This window comes from uncultured Parvibaculum sp., assembly GCF_963975745.1.
GTDB lineage: Bacteria > Pseudomonadota > Alphaproteobacteria > Parvibaculales > Parvibaculaceae > Parvibaculum.
In genome coordinates this window covers 27,476-44,012 of the sequence record NZ_CAXBIB010000018.1, presented here as the reverse complement: position 1 = coordinate 44,012, position 16,537 = coordinate 27,476, and the positions used below count along the sequence as shown (strand labels likewise).

General features: G+C 63.2%; 14 protein-coding genes. 11 read left to right on the top strand and 3 right to left on the bottom strand.

All coding sequences use genetic code 11. The features are described from left to right. The first annotated feature begins 6 nt into the window (after positions 1-6). Positions 7-534, top strand: a complete 528-nt coding sequence (locus tag AAC071_RS13835; RefSeq protein ID WP_339833486.1) for an arsenate reductase ArsC — start codon at positions 7-9, stop codon at positions 532-534. After that, complete coding sequence (gene arsB / locus AAC071_RS13830) at positions 534-1,622, top strand: ACR3 family arsenite efflux transporter (protein WP_339833484.1); 1,089 nt, start codon at positions 534-536, stop codon at positions 1,620-1,622. The genes AAC071_RS13835 and arsB overlap by 1 nt, the downstream gene beginning before the upstream one ends. A 74-nt stretch (positions 1,623-1,696) precedes the next feature. Here the strand turns inward: arsB and AAC071_RS13825 are convergent, their stop codons facing one another. Continuing rightward, positions 1,697-2,062 (bottom strand): hypothetical protein, encoded by a 366-nt coding sequence (locus AAC071_RS13825; protein ID WP_339833481.1) that lies wholly within the window; start codon positions 2,060-2,062, stop codon positions 1,697-1,699. 345 nt (positions 2,063-2,407) lie between these two features. Here AAC071_RS13825 and AAC071_RS13820 point away from each other — a divergent pair, with 345 nt between their 5' ends. Continuing rightward, positions 2,408-3,907, top strand: a complete 1,500-nt coding sequence (locus AAC071_RS13820) for a CoA-acylating methylmalonate-semialdehyde dehydrogenase (protein WP_339833478.1) — start codon at positions 2,408-2,410, stop codon at positions 3,905-3,907. A gap of 87 nt (positions 3,908-3,994) precedes the next feature. After that, positions 3,995-4,837 (top strand): arylamine N-acetyltransferase, encoded by an 843-nt coding sequence (locus AAC071_RS13815; RefSeq protein ID WP_339833475.1) that lies wholly within the window; start codon positions 3,995-3,997, stop codon positions 4,835-4,837. Here AAC071_RS13815 and AAC071_RS13810 read toward each other — a convergent pair. Continuing rightward, a complete protein-coding gene (locus tag AAC071_RS13810) occupies positions 4,834-5,136 on the bottom strand; it encodes a pyrophosphatase (protein WP_339833592.1) in 303 nt (100 codons plus the stop codon). The two genes, AAC071_RS13815 and AAC071_RS13810, sit on opposite strands and share 4 nt — an antisense overlap. Before the next feature lie 86 nt (positions 5,137-5,222). Here AAC071_RS13810 and zapE point away from each other — a divergent pair, with 86 nt between their 5' ends. After that, entirely contained in the window at positions 5,223-6,344 is a 1,122-nt protein-coding gene (zapE, locus tag AAC071_RS13805) for a cell division protein ZapE (RefSeq protein WP_339833472.1), read from the top strand. A 4-nt stretch (positions 6,345-6,348) separates the two neighbouring features. On the opposite strand, the gene AAC071_RS13800 is transcribed toward zapE, so the two are convergent. Next, the gene (locus AAC071_RS13800) at positions 6,349-6,972 is read right to left on the bottom strand and encodes a hypothetical protein (protein WP_339833469.1); all 624 of its coding nucleotides are present in this window, start codon (positions 6,970-6,972) and stop codon (positions 6,349-6,351) included. A gap of 315 nt (positions 6,973-7,287) precedes the next feature. On the opposite strand from AAC071_RS13800, the gene mdh reads away from it, so the two are divergent. The 6 genes from mdh to odhB all read left to right on the top strand — a co-directional run bounded on the left by mdh (position 7,288) and on the right by odhB (position 16,537). Continuing rightward, entirely contained in the window at positions 7,288-8,286 is a 999-nt protein-coding gene (gene mdh, locus AAC071_RS13795; RefSeq protein WP_339833466.1) for a malate dehydrogenase, read from the top strand. Positions 8,287-8,448: 162 nt separating this feature from the next. Further along, positions 8,449-9,525, top strand: a complete 1,077-nt coding sequence (locus AAC071_RS13790) for an MBL fold metallo-hydrolase (RefSeq protein WP_339833463.1) — start codon at positions 8,449-8,451, stop codon at positions 9,523-9,525. A 228-nt stretch (positions 9,526-9,753) separates the two neighbouring features. Further along, complete coding sequence (sucC, locus tag AAC071_RS13785) at positions 9,754-10,923, top strand: ADP-forming succinate--CoA ligase subunit beta (RefSeq protein ID WP_339833461.1); 1,170 nt, start codon at positions 9,754-9,756, stop codon at positions 10,921-10,923. Beyond that, positions 10,923-11,798, top strand: coding sequence for a succinate--CoA ligase subunit alpha (gene sucD, locus AAC071_RS13780; protein ID WP_339833458.1), 876 nt, complete (start codon positions 10,923-10,925; stop codon positions 11,796-11,798). Before sucC ends, sucD begins: the two co-directional genes overlap by 1 nt. 244 nt (positions 11,799-12,042) lie before the next feature. Continuing rightward, on the top strand, positions 12,043-15,237 hold the full coding sequence (locus AAC071_RS13775; protein WP_339833455.1) for a 2-oxoglutarate dehydrogenase E1 component: 3,195 nt from the start codon (positions 12,043-12,045) through the stop codon (positions 15,235-15,237). Between the two features lie 37 nt (positions 15,238-15,274). Further along, the gene (gene odhB, locus AAC071_RS13770; protein ID WP_339833452.1) at positions 15,275-16,537 is read left to right on the top strand and encodes a 2-oxoglutarate dehydrogenase complex dihydrolipoyllysine-residue succinyltransferase; all 1,263 of its coding nucleotides are present in this window, start codon (positions 15,275-15,277) and stop codon (positions 16,535-16,537) included.

Sequence of the window (16,537 nt, the reverse complement as noted above, 5' to 3'; positions counted from 1 at the left end):
ACATCCATGAGCGGCGCGCCGGAAAACCAGGCTGAAATCTACAATGTTCTTTTTCTCTGCACCGGCAATTCGGCGCGCAGCATCATGGCGGAGGCCTATCTCAATTCGCTTGTCGGACGGCCGTTCCGTGCCTATAGCGCCGGCAGTCATCCGGCGGGCAAGGTCAATCCGGTCGCCCTCGACGTGCTGCGAACGGCAAAGCTCAACGTCGATGGATTGCGCTCGAAGAGCTGGGACGAGTTCGAGGCGCCTGGCGCGCCGAAGATGAATTTCGTCTTCACCGTCTGCGACAATGCGGCCGGCGAGGTCTGTCCGATCTGGCCGGGTCAACCGATGACGGCCCATTGGCCCTTCGCCGATCCGGCCGCCTTCGAAGGCAGCGAGGCCGAAAAACACGCGTTCTTCCTCGACGTGTTCCGGCAAATCCGTACCCGCATCGACATCTTCACCAATCTGCCGCTGCGCTCGCTCGACAAGCTTGCCCTGCAGAAGAAGCTCAGCGATCTCGGCCGCGGCATCGTGGAGGCCGGGTAATGGCGGCGGAAAGCGCGCCGCGCCGGCTCGGCTTTCTCGACCGTTATCTGACCGTCTGGATATTCGCCGCCATGGCGGCAGGCGTTGCCGCCGGCACGCTTTTCGAGGGGGCCCCGGCGGCGCTGGACGCGCTTTCGGTCGGCTCCACCAACATCCCCATCGCCATCGGCCTGATCCTGATGATGTATCCGCCGCTGGCGCGGGTGCGCTACGAGGAATTGCCGCGCATTTTCGAGGATCGCCGCGTTCTCGCGCTGTCGCTCATCCAGAACTGGCTGATCGGGCCCTTCCTGATGTTCGGCCTTGCCGTTCTCTTCCTGTCGGATGAACCGGCCTACATGACCGGCCTCATCCTGATCGGCCTGGCGCGCTGCATCGCGATGGTCATCGTCTGGAACCAGCTGGCGCGCGGCAGCAACGAATATGTGGCGGCGCTCGTCGCCTTCAACAGCCTCTTCCAGCTTCTCTTCTTCAGCGTCTATGCCTGGTTCTTCCTCGCCGTGCTGCCGCCGCTTTTCGGTCTCGAGGGCCAGGTGATCGCGGTCGGCTTCTGGACGATTGCGGGCGCGGTGCTGCTCTATCTCGGCCTGCCCTTCGGCGCCGGCTATCTGACGCGGCGCTGGCTGCGGCCGCGCATCGGGGCAGAAGCCTATGACAACCGCTTCGTGCCGCGCATTGCGCCCGTCACGCTGATCGCGCTGCTGTTCACCATCGCGGTCATGTTCGCGATGAAGGGCGAGGCGGTGCTGGCGCTGCCGCTCGACGCGCTGCGCATCGCCGTGCCCTTGGCGCTCTATTTCGTCATCATGTTTCTGATCAGTTTTGCGATGAGCCGGCTGCTGGGGGCCGATTATCCGCGCACCGTCTCGCTCTCGTTCACGGCGGCCAGCAACAATTTCGAACTGGCCATTGCGGTCGCGATCGCGGCTTTCGGCATCGCTTCGCCCGTCGCCTTCGCCACCGTCATCGGGCCGCTGGTCGAGGTGCCGGTGCTGATCGGGCTGGTCAGCGTGGCGCTCTGGCTCGGACGGCGCTGGTTCGGGGCCGATGCGCTGCGCCGCGCCGAAGCGGCGCATCCGGCCGACTGAGTGAAAAGGAAACGGCCCGCGCCACCTTTCGGATGCGCGGGCCGGATCGCTCTCAAGCCGTTGAATGAAGAAGCTTACTCGACTGCTTCTTCCATTTCCGCGGCGCCTTCCTCGGCGGCATCTTCCATCGCCGCAGCGCCTTCCTCGGCAGCGTCTTCCATTTCTTCCGCGGCTTCTTCCGCTTCGCCGGTCATGGCGTCATATGCGTCCCCTGCGGCGTCGCCGGTGGCCTCCGCCGCATCCTCGACGGCTTCCACGGTCGCATCGGCAGCATCGCCCACGGCGTCCATGCTGGCGTCCGCGGCGTCGCCGGCGTCTTCCATCATGCTGTCGGTGGTCTCGCCCATGGTTGCGTCTTCGGGATTCATCATCCGGTAGCCGATCACCAGCACAACGGCGAGCACGATGATGGCAATGGCGGTCTTCATGAAATTGGACATGGTCATTTCCTCTTGGCGGTCGTTTCGCCCGTTTGTTTCACCCCGGCTGCTCAATCTCCGCAGCCTGAAAAGGGCCCCCCGGCTTCTCCCGCATGGTTTCGACAGGCGCCCGGAGGCAATGTTAGTGATGATTTGGGCCGAAAGGCCACAGTGAAAGGGCCGATTATGAGGATTCTTTTGCCCTGTTGACGTTAGGTCACGGCTGCCGGAGCCCCGAATCCGGTCGCGCGGCCCCGAATCGCCCCTGACGGGCCTTGCCGCGCCGGCGAACGGCGCGCTACACAAGCCTCGACAAGCACAAAAGGGAGGCGCGAGCCCTGCGCAGGCGGGGCTGCGGCGAAGCGCATGGCGAAGGATCTGACCCATTTCATCGGCGGCACGCATGTCGCCGGCACCAGCGGACGTTTTCTGGACGTCACCAATCCGAATACCGGCGAGGTGACAGCGCGCACGCCGCTCGCCAGCGCCGCCGAACTTCACGCTGCCGTCGAGGTCGCCGCCAGGGCTTTCCCGGGCTGGGCGGCCACCAATCCGCAGCGCCGCGCCCGCGTGATGTTCGAGTTCAAGCGCCTGCTCGAAGCCAACATGGACGAACTCGCCGAGCTGCTTTCTGCCGAACATGGCAAGGTGATCGCCGACTCGAAGGGCGATATCCAGCGCGGCCTCGAGGTGATCGAGTTCGCCTGCGGCATCCCGCATCTGATGAAGGGCGAGTTCACCGAAGGCGCCGGCCCCGGCATCGACATGTATTCGATGCGCCAGCCGCTCGGCGTCTGCGCCGGCATCACGCCGTTCAACTTCCCGGCCATGATCCCGATGTGGATGTTCGGGGTCTCGATCGCCTGCGGCAATACCTTCATCGTCAAGCCGTCGGAAAAGGATCCGTCGGTGCCGATCCGGCTTGCCGAACTGTTCATGGAAGCAGGCGCACCGTCGGGCGTCTTGAATGTCGTCAATGGCGACAAGGAGGCCGTCGACGCGATCCTGACCGATCCGGCGATCCAGGCTGTCAGCTTTGTCGGCTCCTCCGACATCGCCCAATATGTCTATGCAACGGGGGCTGCCAACGGCAAGCGCGTGCAGGCAATGGGCGGCGCCAAGAACCACGCGATCATCATGCCGGATGCCGACATGGATCAGGTCGTCAACGAATTGATGGGGGCAGGCTACGGCTCGGCCGGTGAACGTTGCATGGCGATTTCGGTCGCGGTGCCGGTCGGCGAGGACACGGCCGACCGTCTGGTCGAGAAGCTGGTGCCGCGTGTGCAGGCGCTGAAAGTCGGCATTTCGAATGCCGCCGACAGCGATTACGGGCCGCTGGTCAGCAAGGCGCATCTCGAAAAGGTCAAATCCTATATCGACATGGGCGTCAAGGAAGGTGCCAAGCTGCTGGTCGACGGGCGCGGCTTCAGGCTGCAAGGCTACGAGAATGGCTACTTCCTCGGCGGTTCGCTGTTCGACCATGTCACGGCCGACATGCAGAGCTACAAGGACGAGATCTTCGGGCCGGTGCTGCAGGTCGTGCGGGCGAAGGATTTCGAGGAAGCAGCCGCACTGCCGACCAAGCATCAGTATGGCAATGGCGTCGCGATCTTCACGCGCGACGGCGATGCGGCGCGCAGCTTCGCTTCGAAGGTCCAGGTCGGCATGGTCGGCATCAACGTGCCCATCCCGGTGCCGCTTGCCTACCACACTTTCGGCGGCTGGAAGCGCTCGGCCTTCGGCGACACCAATCAGCACGGGCCGGAAGGGGTCAGGTTCTGGACCCACGTCAAGACCGTGACCTCGCGCTGGCCGACCGGCCTCAAGGAGGGGTCCTCTTTCGTCATTCCGACGATGAAGTAGGATGGCACTGCCCTGAAAAATAGAAATGGCGCTTCCCTCGGGCGGCGCCATTCCCATATCTGAGCGGCCGTTTCATGGAGGTGCATGATGAGTGCCGATACGCAAATCGATCTCGATGCCTATTTCGCCCGCATCGGCTATTCGGGCCCGCGCGCGCCGACGCTCGAAACATTGAAGGCGCTGCACTTCGCGCATGCGACGGCGATCCCGTTCGAGAATCTCGATGTGCTGGCGAAGCGGCCGATCTTGCTCGACCCTCCCGTCTTGCAGAAGAAGCTCGTCGCGCAAAAGCGCGGCGGCTATTGCTTCGAGGTCAACGGGCTCTTTGCCGCGGTGCTGCGCCAGCTCGGATTCAACGTCATGACGCTGATCGGGCGTGTGCGCTGGAAGACACCGGACACGATCGATACGGGTCCGTCGCATATGCTTTCCCTCGTCGATCTGCCGGAGGGGCGGTTTCTCGCCGATATCGGCTTTGGCGGCCTCACCATGACCGGGCCGATCCGTCTCGAAACGGATAGCGAGCAGCAGACGCCGCATGAGCCGCGCCGCCTGCTGGCCGACGGCGACGGCTATATGCTGCAGGCGAAACTCGGCGAGGAATGGGGCAATGTCTATCGCTTCACGCTCGATCCGCAGACGCGGGCCGATTACGAGATTGCCAACTGGTATACGTCCACCCATCCGCAGTCGATCTTCGTGCAGTTCCTGATCGTCGCCCGGCCGCTGGCCGATCGCCGCATCACGCTTTTCAACTGCAATCTGACGATCCGCCATCTCGACGGCCGCGTCGAGAATCGCTGTCTCGACAGCGCGGCGGACATTGCGACGGCGCTGGCGGAACATTTCGATCTGCCACTGTCGGAGGATGACCGCGCCGTGGTGCTCGACCCCTATATGGATGCCTGGCGGGCGATGGCGACCGCCTAGCTGCCCGGCTCGAAGCGCCATTTGCGTGCAATGGCTGGCGCGAGATCGACGCCGTTTCTGCCGGCGAAGAGAAGAATGTGCCCGAGCAGGTCGGCGGTTTCGTCGGCCAGGGCCTCGCGCAGTTCCGACTCGTTGAGCCCGCGCTTGCGCCCGCGATCGGTCAGCTTCATCCAGATCTGCGTCAGCTCTCCCAGTTCCTCCTGAAGTTTGAGGATGAACCAGTCGTCGTTTCGCGTTATGCCGTTTGCGGCGGCGTAACGCTTTGAGGCTTCCTCGAATTGTCCGGCGAGCTCGATCAGATGCTGCACAGGCTTTTCCTTCTGGCATGGCGAAGGGCGATGTTGGCCGAGTCTCCGTGTTCATGCAATGTTCCTGACGGAAGCCAATGAAATCCGGGCCGCTTTCCGCCTATCGTCAGAAGATCGCGCAGGGCGAGATCGCCGCAGACGCCGCGCAGGCGCATGCCGCGCAGCATTTGCAGCACCTTGCCGACGAACTTGCCGAATGGAGGCCAGGCAAGAAAGTGGGGCCCTTTGCCTGGGCGGGATTCGGCAGACCCGTTACGCCGCCTGAGGGGATCTACATCTGGGGTGGCGTCGGACGCGGCAAGTCGATGCTGATGGATCTCTTCTTCGAGACGGTTGCGATCGAACCGCGGCGGCGCGTGCATTTCCACGCCTTCATGCAGGAAGTGCATGAAGGCATTCACGAATGGCGGCAGCAGGAAAAAGCCGGAAAAGTCAGTGGCGCCGATCCGATTCCGCCGGTTGCCGACGCCATCGCGCGGCAAGCGGCGCTGCTCTGTTTCGACGAATTCCAGGTCCACGACATCGCCGATGCGTCGATCCTCGGTCGCTTGTTTTCACAGCTCTTCGAACGTGGTGTCGTCGTCGTCGCGACGTCGAACCGCGCGCCGGACGGGCTCTATGAGGGCGGCCTCAACCGGCACCGTTTCCTGCCTTTCATCGATCTCGTCAAGACGAAGATGGATGTGCTGCATCTCGACAGCGATACCGATTACCGGATGGACCGGATCAAGGGTCTGCCCGTCTATCATGCGCCGCTCGGGCCTGCGGCCGATGCGGCGCTCGACGATGCCTTTGCGGCGCTGACCGACATGAAGCGCGGCGAGCCGATGACGCTGGCGCTGAAGGGGCGCGCCGTCGAAGTACCGGAAGCGGCGCATGGCGTTGCGCGTTTCTCCTTCGGCGATCTCTGTGCAAGGCCGTTGGGGGCGGCCGATTATCTCAAGATCGCGCAGAGCTTCCACACGGTCATCATTCGCGACGTACCTGTCATGGGGCCGGAGCGGCGCAACGAGGCCAAGCGCTTCGTGACGCTGATCGATGCGCTCTACGAGGCGAAGACCAAGCTCATCCTGTCGGCGGAGGCCTTGCCGTCTGCGCTCTATGAAAAGGGCGACGGTGCGTTCGAATTCGAACGCACGGTATCGCGGCTGATCGAAATGCAGAGTCTCGACTATCTGGCGCTGAGAAGCGCCGACTAGTGCGTCAGAGTTTCTTGGCGGTCGAGAACGAAGGACGCAGGTCGAGGCTTGTGCTTGTGTCGGCAGGTGCCGGCCTTTCGGCGATTTGTGCCGGGAAGGTGCCTTGCGGCTCCATGTCCACGCGATAGTCGAAGGACTGGCCGAAGGTCGCCGACATCATGCCGAAGGATACGGTCTCGCGCGGCTTGCCACGCGCCGCCTCGCGGGCGATCTCGAGCGAGAATTCATGTGCGGCGCGGCGGTCGACCGGCACGAAGCCCAGCACATGCGGATCGAGTTCGGATGCGGCGACGCGGGTTTCCCGCTTGCTGCCATCCGGGCCTTCGAGAAGCGCGATCACGCCGCCGAAATCGTCGCGTGTCGCATCGGAGCCGCGCTCTTCACAGAAATCGCGACCGTTGCGCAGCAGGCTTTCGAGAAAGCGGCAGTCCTTGCCGGTCAGGGCCGACACAACATGTTCGCCGAGATCGCGTCCGGTCATGACGGTCGAGGAAATGCCGGCAACTGTCAGAAGCTGACCGACGGTCAGCGCACCGATGGCCGGTGCGGCACAGCCCGTGAGCCCGAGGCAGACCGCAACGGCCAGGACCGCCTTGGCGGTTCCCCCGCGCCGATCCAAGCGGATCATTGAAACTGACATTACGCACGCCCCTCTTCAACACCGGCAGGCCGCCATTGCGGCCACGACACAGGCGCCTGTCCCCCCGGATCCAGCGCCGAGGTTCCGTCCTGCCGACATCCAGAATGATGTCCTGTGCTTACCGGAACCTGTCCTGCCTGCTGAAAATCATGCTGCCGGGCCGGCAACTGTGTCAATGCGATACATCATTCATGGTTAAATTCCCTTTAACGATACGGTGGCGGTCCGTTGCGGAGTCGGCGGATTCAGGCTACTAGGCAGCAGAATTCATCAGGGCGCAGGCATTTCCGGAGGCTTCTCACCATGGCGCGCAAGAAAATCGCACTTATCGGCGGCGGCCAGATCGGCGGCACGCTGGCTCTTCTGGCGGGGCTCAAGGAGCTCGGCGATATCGTCATCTTCGACATTGCCGAAGGTCTGCCGCAGGGCAAGGCACTCGATCTGGCCCAGACATCGCCGGTCGAGGGTTACAATGCGGCGCTTTCCGGCGCCAATGACTACAAGGGCATCAAGGGCGCCGACGTCGTCATCGTCACCGCCGGCGTGCCGCGCAAGCCCGGCATGAGCCGCGACGATCTGCTCGGCATCAATCTCAAGGTCATGCGCCAGGTCGGCGAAGGCATCGCCAAATATGCCCCCAACGCCTTCGTTGTCTGCATCACCAATCCGCTCGACGCGATGGTCTGGGCGCTGCGCCAGTTCTCCGGTCTGCCCCACAACAAGGTCGTCGGCATGGCCGGCGTTCTCGACTCGGCGCGCTTCCGCTATTTCCTGGCCGAGGAGTTCAAGGTCTCGGTCGAGGACGTGACGGCCTTCGTGCTGGGCGGTCATGGCGACACGATGGTGCCGCTGGCACGTTATTCGACGGTTGCCGGCATTCCGCTGCCCGACCTCGTCAAGATGGGTTGGACCACGAAAGAGAAGCTCGAAAAGATCATTCAGCGGACCCGCGACGGCGGCGCCGAGATCGTCGGCCTGCTGAAGACCGGTTCGGCCTTCTACGCGCCGGCCGCCTCCGGCATCCAGATGGCCGAAGCCTATCTCGGCGACCAGAAGCGCGTTCTGCCCTGCGCGGCCTATCTCAACGGCGAATATGGCGTGAAGGACATGTATGTCGGCGTGCCGGTGGTGATTGGTGCGGGCGGTGTCGAGCGCGTCGTCGAGATCGATCTCAATGCGGCCGAGAAAAAGCAGTTCATGGGCTCGGTCAATGCGGTCAAGGGCCTGGTCGATGCCTGCAAGAAGATCGATCCGGCCGTTGCCAAGGGCGCGGCGAAGGCGCCGGCAAGGAAGAAAAAATAAGCGGCGGGCCGGCCTTACGGACCAGGTGCAAGGGCGGGCCTTCGGGCCTGCCCTTTTTGCTGCCGGCCAATTATGACATTCTCGATGTCAACACTTGCGGCTTCGACCTTTCACGATTAATGTAATACATTAATCAGGGTTGCCAACCGGGAGGGCAAGGCGATGAAGCGGATCTGGATTTTCGGCGCGGGCGGGATCGTGGTGCTGGCGCTTGTCGCCTTCGGTATCGTCTGGTTCTCACCGGCCGCGCAGGATGCCGTCATGCGGCGCGTCGTGGCTGCGAATATCGGCGTCAACGATGCCGTGCTCGCGCCAGACGCTCTGCATGTCGTGCTTTGCGGCACCGGTTCGCCCATGCCCGATCCGGAGCGGGCCCAGTCCTGTGCAGCCGTCTATGCCGGCGGCAAGCTCTTCATGATCGATGCGGGGCTCGGCGGCTGGGACAGGCTTGCTGCCTTCCAGCTTCCGGTCGGCGGCCTGACCGGCGTCCTCATCACCCATTTCCATTCCGATCATATCAGCGGCCTGCCCGATATCGCGCTCAACACATGGGCGGCGGGCCGGCGCGAGGCGATGGCCCTTTACGGCCCGCCCGGCATCGAGGACGTCGCGGCCGGTTTCGATCTCGCCTATTCGCATGATGATGGCTACCGTATCGCGCATCACGGTCCCGATTTCTTTTCCGCGGCCGGTGCGCAGTCCCGTCCCATCGTGGTCGAGGTGCCCGATCGCGACAGCGCGGTCACCGTTTTCGACGAGGACGGCGTCAGGATCACGGCCTTCCGGGTGTCGCATGAGCCGGTCGACCCGGCCTATGGCTACCGGATCGACTATCAGGGCCGCTCGGTCGTGTTCAGCGGCGATACCGGCAAGGACGCCAATATCGCCCGCTTCGGCGCCGGCGCCGATGTGATCATCCATGACGCGCTGGCGCCTCACATGGTGGCGCTTCTGGAGGAGGGGCTGGCCGCGCGCGGCGACCGCCGCGCCCAGGTCATGCACGACATTCCGGACTATCACGCCACGCCGGTCGAGGCCGCCGAGGTCGCCAATCAGGCAGGTGCGAAACTGCTGGTCTACAGCCATATCGTTCCGCGCCTGCCCAATGCGCTGGCGCATCGCGTCTTTCTGCGTGGCGTCTCCGACGTGCGCCCGAACGGCGTGATGATCGGCTATGACGGGCTCTATCTCGAACTGCCGGCGGGTTCCGACCGGATCGTTCAGCACGATCTGCGCTGAGGCCGGGCGGTGACGTTGCGTCATCGGCTATCATGCTGACGCAATTGAATTTTATGTCAGTTGCCGTGACGGTGAAGTGACCGGTGGCATGGCTGCTGCCGGTTGCGCCCGTCCGCTCGGGTGGTATAACTCCCGGCCATCCGACATAGCTATCGGGGCTATCGGGCGACATTTTTCCTCCCCCGGCGCAGGGTCTCCCGCCGCGCCGATCAGCCGGACGGTTATTGCATGAACATTCACGAATACCAGGCCAAGGCCGTGCTTGCGAAGTACGGCGTGCCGGTGCCGCGCGGCCATGCGGCGTTTTCGCCGGACGAAGCGGTTGCAAAGGCGAAGGAACTGGGCGGCCCGGTCTGGGTCGTGAAGGCGCAGATCCATGCCGGCGGCCGCGGCAAGGCCGGCGGCGTCAAGGTTGTCAAATCGGTCGACGACGTGAAGTCGGAAGCGGCGCGGCTGCTCGGTTCGACGCTGGTCACGCATCAGACCGGCCCCGAAGGCAAGCAGGTCAACCGCCTCTATATCGAGGAAGGTTCCTCGATCGCGCGCGAACTCTACCTCTCGATCGTCGTCGACCGCGTGACGTCGCGCGTCTCCTTCATCGTCTCGACCGAAGGCGGCATGGACATCGAGGAAGTGGCGAAGAAGACGCCCGAAAAGATCCTCAGCTTCTCCGTCGATCCGGCTTCGGGCATCAGCGGTTTTCATGGCCGCAAGGTCGCCTATGCGCTCGGCCTCGAAGGCGATCAGGTGAAGCAGGGCGTGGCGCTGATCGACAAGCTCTACAAGGCCTTTGTCGGCGAAGACATGAGCATGCTCGAAATCAATCCGCTGGTCGTCACCGGCGAGGGCAATCTCGTCTGTCTCGACGCGAAAGTGAATTTCGATTCCAACGCGCTCTACCGTCACAAGGACATCGTCGAACTGCGCGATCTCACCGAAGAAGATCCGGCCGAAGTCGAAGCGTCGAAATACGATCTCAACTACATCAAGCTCGACGGCCAGATCGGCTGCATGGTCAACGGCGCAGGTCTTGCCATGGCGACGATGGACATCATCAAGCTCTACGGTTCCGAGCCCGCCAACTTCCTCGATGTCGGCGGCGGCGCCACGAAAGAGAAGGTGACGGCGGCCTTCAAGATCATCCTGTCGGACAAGAATGTCGAAGGCATCCTGGTCAACATCTTCGGCGGCATCATGCGTTGCGACATCATCGCCGAGGGTGTCGTTGCGGCGGCCAAGGAAGTGTCGCTCGATGTGCCGCTGGTCGTGCGCCTCGAAGGCACCAATGTCGATCTCGGCAAGAAGATCATGGCCGATAGCGGCCTGCCGATCATTTCCGCCGACAACCTCGCCGATGCGGCCGAGAAGATCGTCAAAGCCGTGAAGGAGGCCGCGTAATGTCCGTTCTCGTCGACAAGAACACGAAAGTCATCTGCCAGGGCTTCACGGGCAATCAGGGTACGTTCCATTCGGAACAGGCGATCGCCTATGGCACGAAGATGGTTGGCGGCGTCAGCCCGGGCAAGGGCGGCTCGAAGCATCTCGATCTTCCGGTCTTCGACACGGTCGCGCAGGCGGTCGAGAAGACCGGCGCGACGGCATCCGCCATCTATGTGCCGCCGCCTTTCGCGGCCGATGCGATCCTCGAAGCGATCGATGCGGGCATCGAGCTTGCCGTCTGCATCACCGAGGGTATCCCGGTTCTCGACATGGTGAAGGTCAAACGCGCGCTTCAGGGCTCGAAGACGCGGCTTGTCGGCCCGAACTGCCCCGGCGTCATCACGCCTGGCGAATGCAAGATCGGCATCATGCCCGGTCACATCCACAAGCCGGGCTCCGTCGGCATCGTCTCGCGCTCGGGCACGCTGACCTATGAAGCGGTGGCGCAGACGACCGCTGCCGGTCTCGGCCAGACCACCTGCATCGGCATTGGCGGCGATCCGGTCAACGGCACCAATTTCATCGACTGTCTGGAGATGTTCCTTGGCGATCCGGCCACGACCTCGATCATCATGATCGGCGAAATCGGCGGCTCGGCCGAGGAAGACGCGGCCGCGTTCCTGAAGGCTTCCAGGGTCAAGAAGCCGGTTGTCGGCTTCATCGCCGGCGTCACGGCGCCTCCGGGCCGCCGCATGGGCCATGCCGGGGCGATTATTTCCGGCGGCAAGGGCGGTGCGGAAGACAAGATGGAGGCCATGCGCTCGGCCGGCATCACCGTCGCCAAGTCGCCATCGGCGCTCGGCACCACGCTGGTCGAGGTGCTGAAGGGCTGATTTCTGGCTGTTTGCAACGAATTTTGCGGGGTTTCCGGGCTTTCCGGGAGCCCCGTATCGATTCACGGGCCTCTTGATCGGGCTGATACCGGTTTTTTGATCTGCCGTGATGCCGGTTTGTCATTCGTTTACTATATTCTGTCCTTCTAGGGCTGGTTTGCGTGGCTATCTGGTGCGGTTCCAGAGTGTGCCTACAGGGCAAATCGCGTTGACGCATGGTTGCCCCTGTGGCAAATTTTTGATCATGAAACTTTCCGAGTGGCTGGAATCCAACAATCTGACGGCAAGTGCCTTTGCCGAGCAGCTGGGTGTTTCCGTGTCCACGGTCACGCGCTGCATGAACGGCCAGCGCCGGCCCGAATGGCCGACGCTGGACGCCATTCTCAAGGCGACGGGCGGCGCGGTGACGCCCAATGATTTTCTCTCCGGCGAAACAGTATTGCAGGCGCCGGCGGCGCTCGCCGCCGCGTCTTCGTCACATGGATCGGTTCCGATGAGCAGCAACGGTTCGAACGACGGCTTCGAGCGGACGTCCTTCCTTCACGGCGCCAACGCCGTCTTCGTCGAAGGACTCTACGCCAGATACCAGCAGGATCCGCATTCGGTCGATGCCGCATGGCGCGACTTCTTCGACGGTCTGGGCGATACGCCGGAGGATGTGCTGAAGGAGGCGCAAGGACCTTCCTGGCGGCGCGACGACTGGCCGCCCGCCATCAATGGCGAGCTTGCCGGCGCGTTTGACGGCAACTGGGCACCGGCCGATTTCTCGCCCGCGGCCATGAAACAGAAGATCGTCGAGCGTCAGCCATCGGCCGGGCGCGATGAAATCCGCGCGGCGACGCTCGATTCCGTCCGTGCCCTGATGATGATCCGCGCCTATCGCATCCGCGGCCATCTCGATGCCGATATCGACCCTCTGGATTTGCGTCCGAAATCGCAGCATCCGGAATTGCAGCCGGAAAGCTACGGCTTCGGTCCCGACGATCTCGACCGCCCGATTTTTATCGACAATGTGCTCGGCCTCGAAACGGCGACCGTGCGTGAAATGCTCGACATTCTGCGCCGCACCTATTGCGGCACGCTGGCTGTCGAGTTCATGCATATCGGCGACCCGGAAGAAAAGGCCTGGATCCAGGAGCGCATCGAAGGCCCGGACAAGGAAATCGCCTTCACCGATATGGGCCGTTCGGCGATCCTCGACAAGATGATCCAGGCCGAAGGCTTCGAGAAATATTGCGGCGTCAAATATGTCGGCACCAAGCGCTTCGGACTCGATGGCGCGGAAGCGATGATCCCGGCGCTTGAGCAGATCATCAAGCGTGGCGGCGCGCTGGGCGTGCGCGAAATCGTTTTCGGCATGGCGCATCGCGGCCGGCTCAACGTGCTCGCCAATGTGATGTCGAAGCCCTATCGCGCCATCTTCCACGAATTCAAGGGCGGCTCGTCCAATCCCGAAGACGTCGACGGTTCGGGCGATGTCAAATACCATCTCGGGGCGTCGTCCGATCGCGAGTTCGACGGCAACAAGGTGCATCTGTCGCTGACCGCCAATCCCTCGCATCTCGAGATCGTCGATCCGGTCGTGCTCGGCAAGGCGCGCGCCAAGCAGGACCAGCATCACGATCGCCAGCGCGGCAGCGTCATTCCGTTGCTAATCCATGGCGATGCGGCCTTTGCCGGCCAGGGCATCGTTGCGGAATGTCTCGGCCTGTCGGGCCTCAAGGGTCACCGCACCGGCGGCTCGATCCATTTCATCATCAACAACCAGATCGGTTTCACGACGAGTCCGATCCACAGCCGCTCCTCGCCCTATCCTTCCGATGTTGCGAAGATGGTGCAGGCGCCGATCTTTCATGTGAACGGCGACGATCCGGAGGCGGTGGTTCATGCCGCCAAGATCGCGACCGAGTTCCGGCAGCGCTTCAACAAGCCGGTCGTCATCGACATGTTCTGCTATCGCCGTTTCGGTCACAACGAAAGCGACGATCCGAGCATGACGCAACCCCTGATGTACCAGAAGATCAAGGATCATCCGACGACGCTGAAGGTCTATTCGAACCGGCTCGTCAGCGAAGGGCTGATGACGCAGGAAGAGGTCGATGCGCGCATTGCCGAGTTCCGCAAGCAGCTCGACGGCGAATTCGAGGCTTCCAACAATTTCCGTCCCAACAAGGCCGACTGGCTCGACGGGCGCTGGTCCGGCTTCGGGCGCGCCGAGGGCGAAGCGCGGCGCGGCGAGACGGAGGTCGATCTCGATACGCTGCGCGAGATCGGCCGCAAGATCACCGAGGTGCCGGAGGGCTTCAACGTTCACAAGACCATCCAGCGCTTTCTCGACAATCGCCGCAAGACGATCGAGACCGGCGAGGGCATCGACTGGTCGACGGCCGAGGCGCTGGCCTTCGGGACGTTGCTGAAGGAGGGCATCAAGGTCCGGCTTTCGGGCCAGGACTCGGAGCGCGGCACCTTCGTGCAGCGCCATTCGGTGCTCAACGACCAGCAGGACGAAGAGCGCTATGTGCCGCTCAACACGATCTCCGAAGATGCCGAGTTCGAAGTCATCAACTCGATGCTCTCGGAAGCGGCCGTGCTCGGCTTCGAATATGGCTACAGCCTGGCCGAGCCCAATGCGCTGGTGCTCTGGGAGGCGCAGTTCGGCGATTTCGCCAATGGCGCGCAGGTCGTGATCGACCAGTTCATCTCGTCGGGCGAACGCAAATGGCTGCGCATGTCGGGCCTGGTGCTGCTGCTGCCGCATGGCTATGAGGGTCAGGGCCCGGAACATTCCTCCGCGCGGCTCGAGCGCTATCTGCAGTCCTGCGCCGAAGACAACATGCAGGTCGTCAACTGCACGACGCCGATGAACTATTTCCATGTGCTCCGGCGGCAGATGCACCGCAAGTTCCGCAAGCCGCTGATCATGATGACGCCGAAATCGCTGCTGCGGCACAAGCGCTGCGTGTCGAAGCTCGAGGAGTTCGGGCCGGGCTCCTCGTTCCACCGCGTGCTCTGGGACGATGCGGAGCTTCTCAAGGACCAGAAGATCAAGCTGGTCGCCGACAAGGAGATCAAGCGCGTCGTACTCTGCACCGGCAAGGTCTATTACGATCTCTACGAGGAGCGCGAGCGGCGCGAAATCAGCGATATCTATCTGATGCGCGTCGAGCAGCTCTATCCGTTCCCGGCCAAGTCGCTGATCACCGAGCTGTCGCGCTTTCCGCAGGCCGAGTTCGTCTGGTGCCAGGAAGAACCGAAGAACATGGGTGCCTGGTTCTTCATGGAACCCAATATCGAATGGGTGCTCGACCATGTCGGGGCGCGTTACCGCCGCGCCTCCTATGTCGGGCGGCCGGCTTCGGCGGCGACGGCAACGGGGCTGTTGAGCAAGCACAATCAGGAACTGAACCAGTTTCTTTCGGAAGCGCTGAAGATCGACTGAAGCGGCGCAACTCCGGTACCGGAAAGGCGAGAGACGAATGGCGACGGAAATTCGCGTGCCCACGCTGGGCGAATCGGTGACGGAGGCGACCGTCGCGCAATGGTTCAAGAAGCCGGGCGACCAGGTCACGGCCGATGAGCCGCTGGTCGAGCTCGAAACCGACAAGGTGACGGTCGAGGTGCCGGCGCCGGCCTCCGGCGTGCTGGGCGAAATCGCGGTCCAGAGCGGCGAGACGGTCGAGGTCGGCGCGCTTCTGGGCGAGATCGGCGAAGGCAAGGGCAAGGCCGCCGCGCCGGCCACCAGGAAGGAAGAGCCGAAAAAGGACGAAGCGAAAAAGGACGAGCCGAAGAAGGACGAGCCGAAGAAGACCGAGGCCGCGAGTTCCGAGGCGCCGAAGTCCGAGGCCAGGGCGCCGGCAAAGCCCGCCGACGCCGCGCCGTCGCCGGCCGTACGCCGTGTCGCCGCCGAGAACGATCTCGATGTCTCGAAGGTCGAAGGCACCGGCCGCGGCGGCCGCGTCACCAAACAAGACGCCGAAGCGGCTGCCAAGGCGAAACCCGCCGAGGCGCCGGCTCGGGCGCAGGCCCCCCGCGACGACAGTGCGCGCGAGGAACGCGTGAAGATGACGCGGCTCAGGAAGACCATCGCGGCCCGCCTCAAGGAAGCGCAGAACACGGCCGCCATGCTCACCACCTTCAACGAGGTGGACATGAGCGCCGTCATGGCGTTGCGCAATCAGTACAAGGATCTCTTCGAGAAGAAGCATGGCGTGCGCGTCGGCTTCATGGGCTTCTTCGTCAAGGCCTGCATCCATGCGCTGCGCGAAATTCCGGCCGTCAATGCCGAGATCGAGGGCGAGGAGCTGGTCTACAAGAACTACTACAATATCGGCGTCGCGGTCGGCACCGATCGCGGTCTCGTCGTGCCCGTGCTGCGCGACGCGCAGGACATGTCGCTGGCCGAGATCGAAAAGTCGATCAACGAGATCGGCCGCCGCGCCCGCGACGGCCAGCTCAAGCTGGAAGAATTGCAGGGCGGCACCTTCACGATTTCGAATGGCGGTGTCTATGGTTCGCTGATGTCGACGCCGATTCTCAATGCGCCGCAATCGGGCGTGCTGGGCATGCACAAGATCCAGGAACGGCCGGTCGCGATTGGCGGCAAGGTCGAAATCCGGCCAATGATGTATCTGGCGCTCTCCTACGATCACCGCATCGTCGACGGCAAGGAAGCCGTCACCTTCCTGGTGCGCGTGAAAGAGTCGCTCGAAGACCCGCAGCGCCTGCTGCTCGACCTCTGA

Bases quoted from the DNA above. Each gene is read 5' to 3' on its own strand.
- AAC071_RS13835 (WP_339833486.1), top strand. From the start codon at position 7: ATGAGCGGCGCGCCGGAAAACCAGGCTGAAATCTACAATGTTCTTTTT.
- arsB (WP_339833484.1), top strand. From the start codon at position 534: ATGGCGGCGGAAAGCGCGCCGCGCCGGCTCGGCTTTCTCGACCGTTAT.
- AAC071_RS13825 (WP_339833481.1), bottom strand. From the start codon at position 2,062: ATGTCCAATTTCATGAAGACCGCCATTGCCATCATCGTGCTCGCCGTT.
- AAC071_RS13820 (WP_339833478.1), top strand. From the start codon at position 2,408: ATGGCGAAGGATCTGACCCATTTCATCGGCGGCACGCATGTCGCCGGC.
- AAC071_RS13815 (WP_339833475.1), top strand. From the start codon at position 3,995: ATGAGTGCCGATACGCAAATCGATCTCGATGCCTATTTCGCCCGCATC.
- zapE (WP_339833472.1), top strand. From the start codon at position 5,223: ATGAAATCCGGGCCGCTTTCCGCCTATCGTCAGAAGATCGCGCAGGGC.
- AAC071_RS13800 (WP_339833469.1), bottom strand. From the start codon at position 6,972: ATGATCCGCTTGGATCGGCGCGGGGGAACCGCCAAGGCGGTCCTGGCC.
- mdh (WP_339833466.1), top strand. From the start codon at position 7,288: ATGGCGCGCAAGAAAATCGCACTTATCGGCGGCGGCCAGATCGGCGGC.
- AAC071_RS13790 (WP_339833463.1), top strand. From the start codon at position 8,449: ATGAAGCGGATCTGGATTTTCGGCGCGGGCGGGATCGTGGTGCTGGCG.
- sucC (WP_339833461.1), top strand. From the start codon at position 9,754: ATGAACATTCACGAATACCAGGCCAAGGCCGTGCTTGCGAAGTACGGC.
- sucD (WP_339833458.1), top strand. From the start codon at position 10,923: ATGTCCGTTCTCGTCGACAAGAACACGAAAGTCATCTGCCAGGGCTTC.
- AAC071_RS13775 (WP_339833455.1), top strand. From the start codon at position 12,043: ATGAAACTTTCCGAGTGGCTGGAATCCAACAATCTGACGGCAAGTGCC.
- odhB (WP_339833452.1), top strand. From the start codon at position 15,275: ATGGCGACGGAAATTCGCGTGCCCACGCTGGGCGAATCGGTGACGGAG.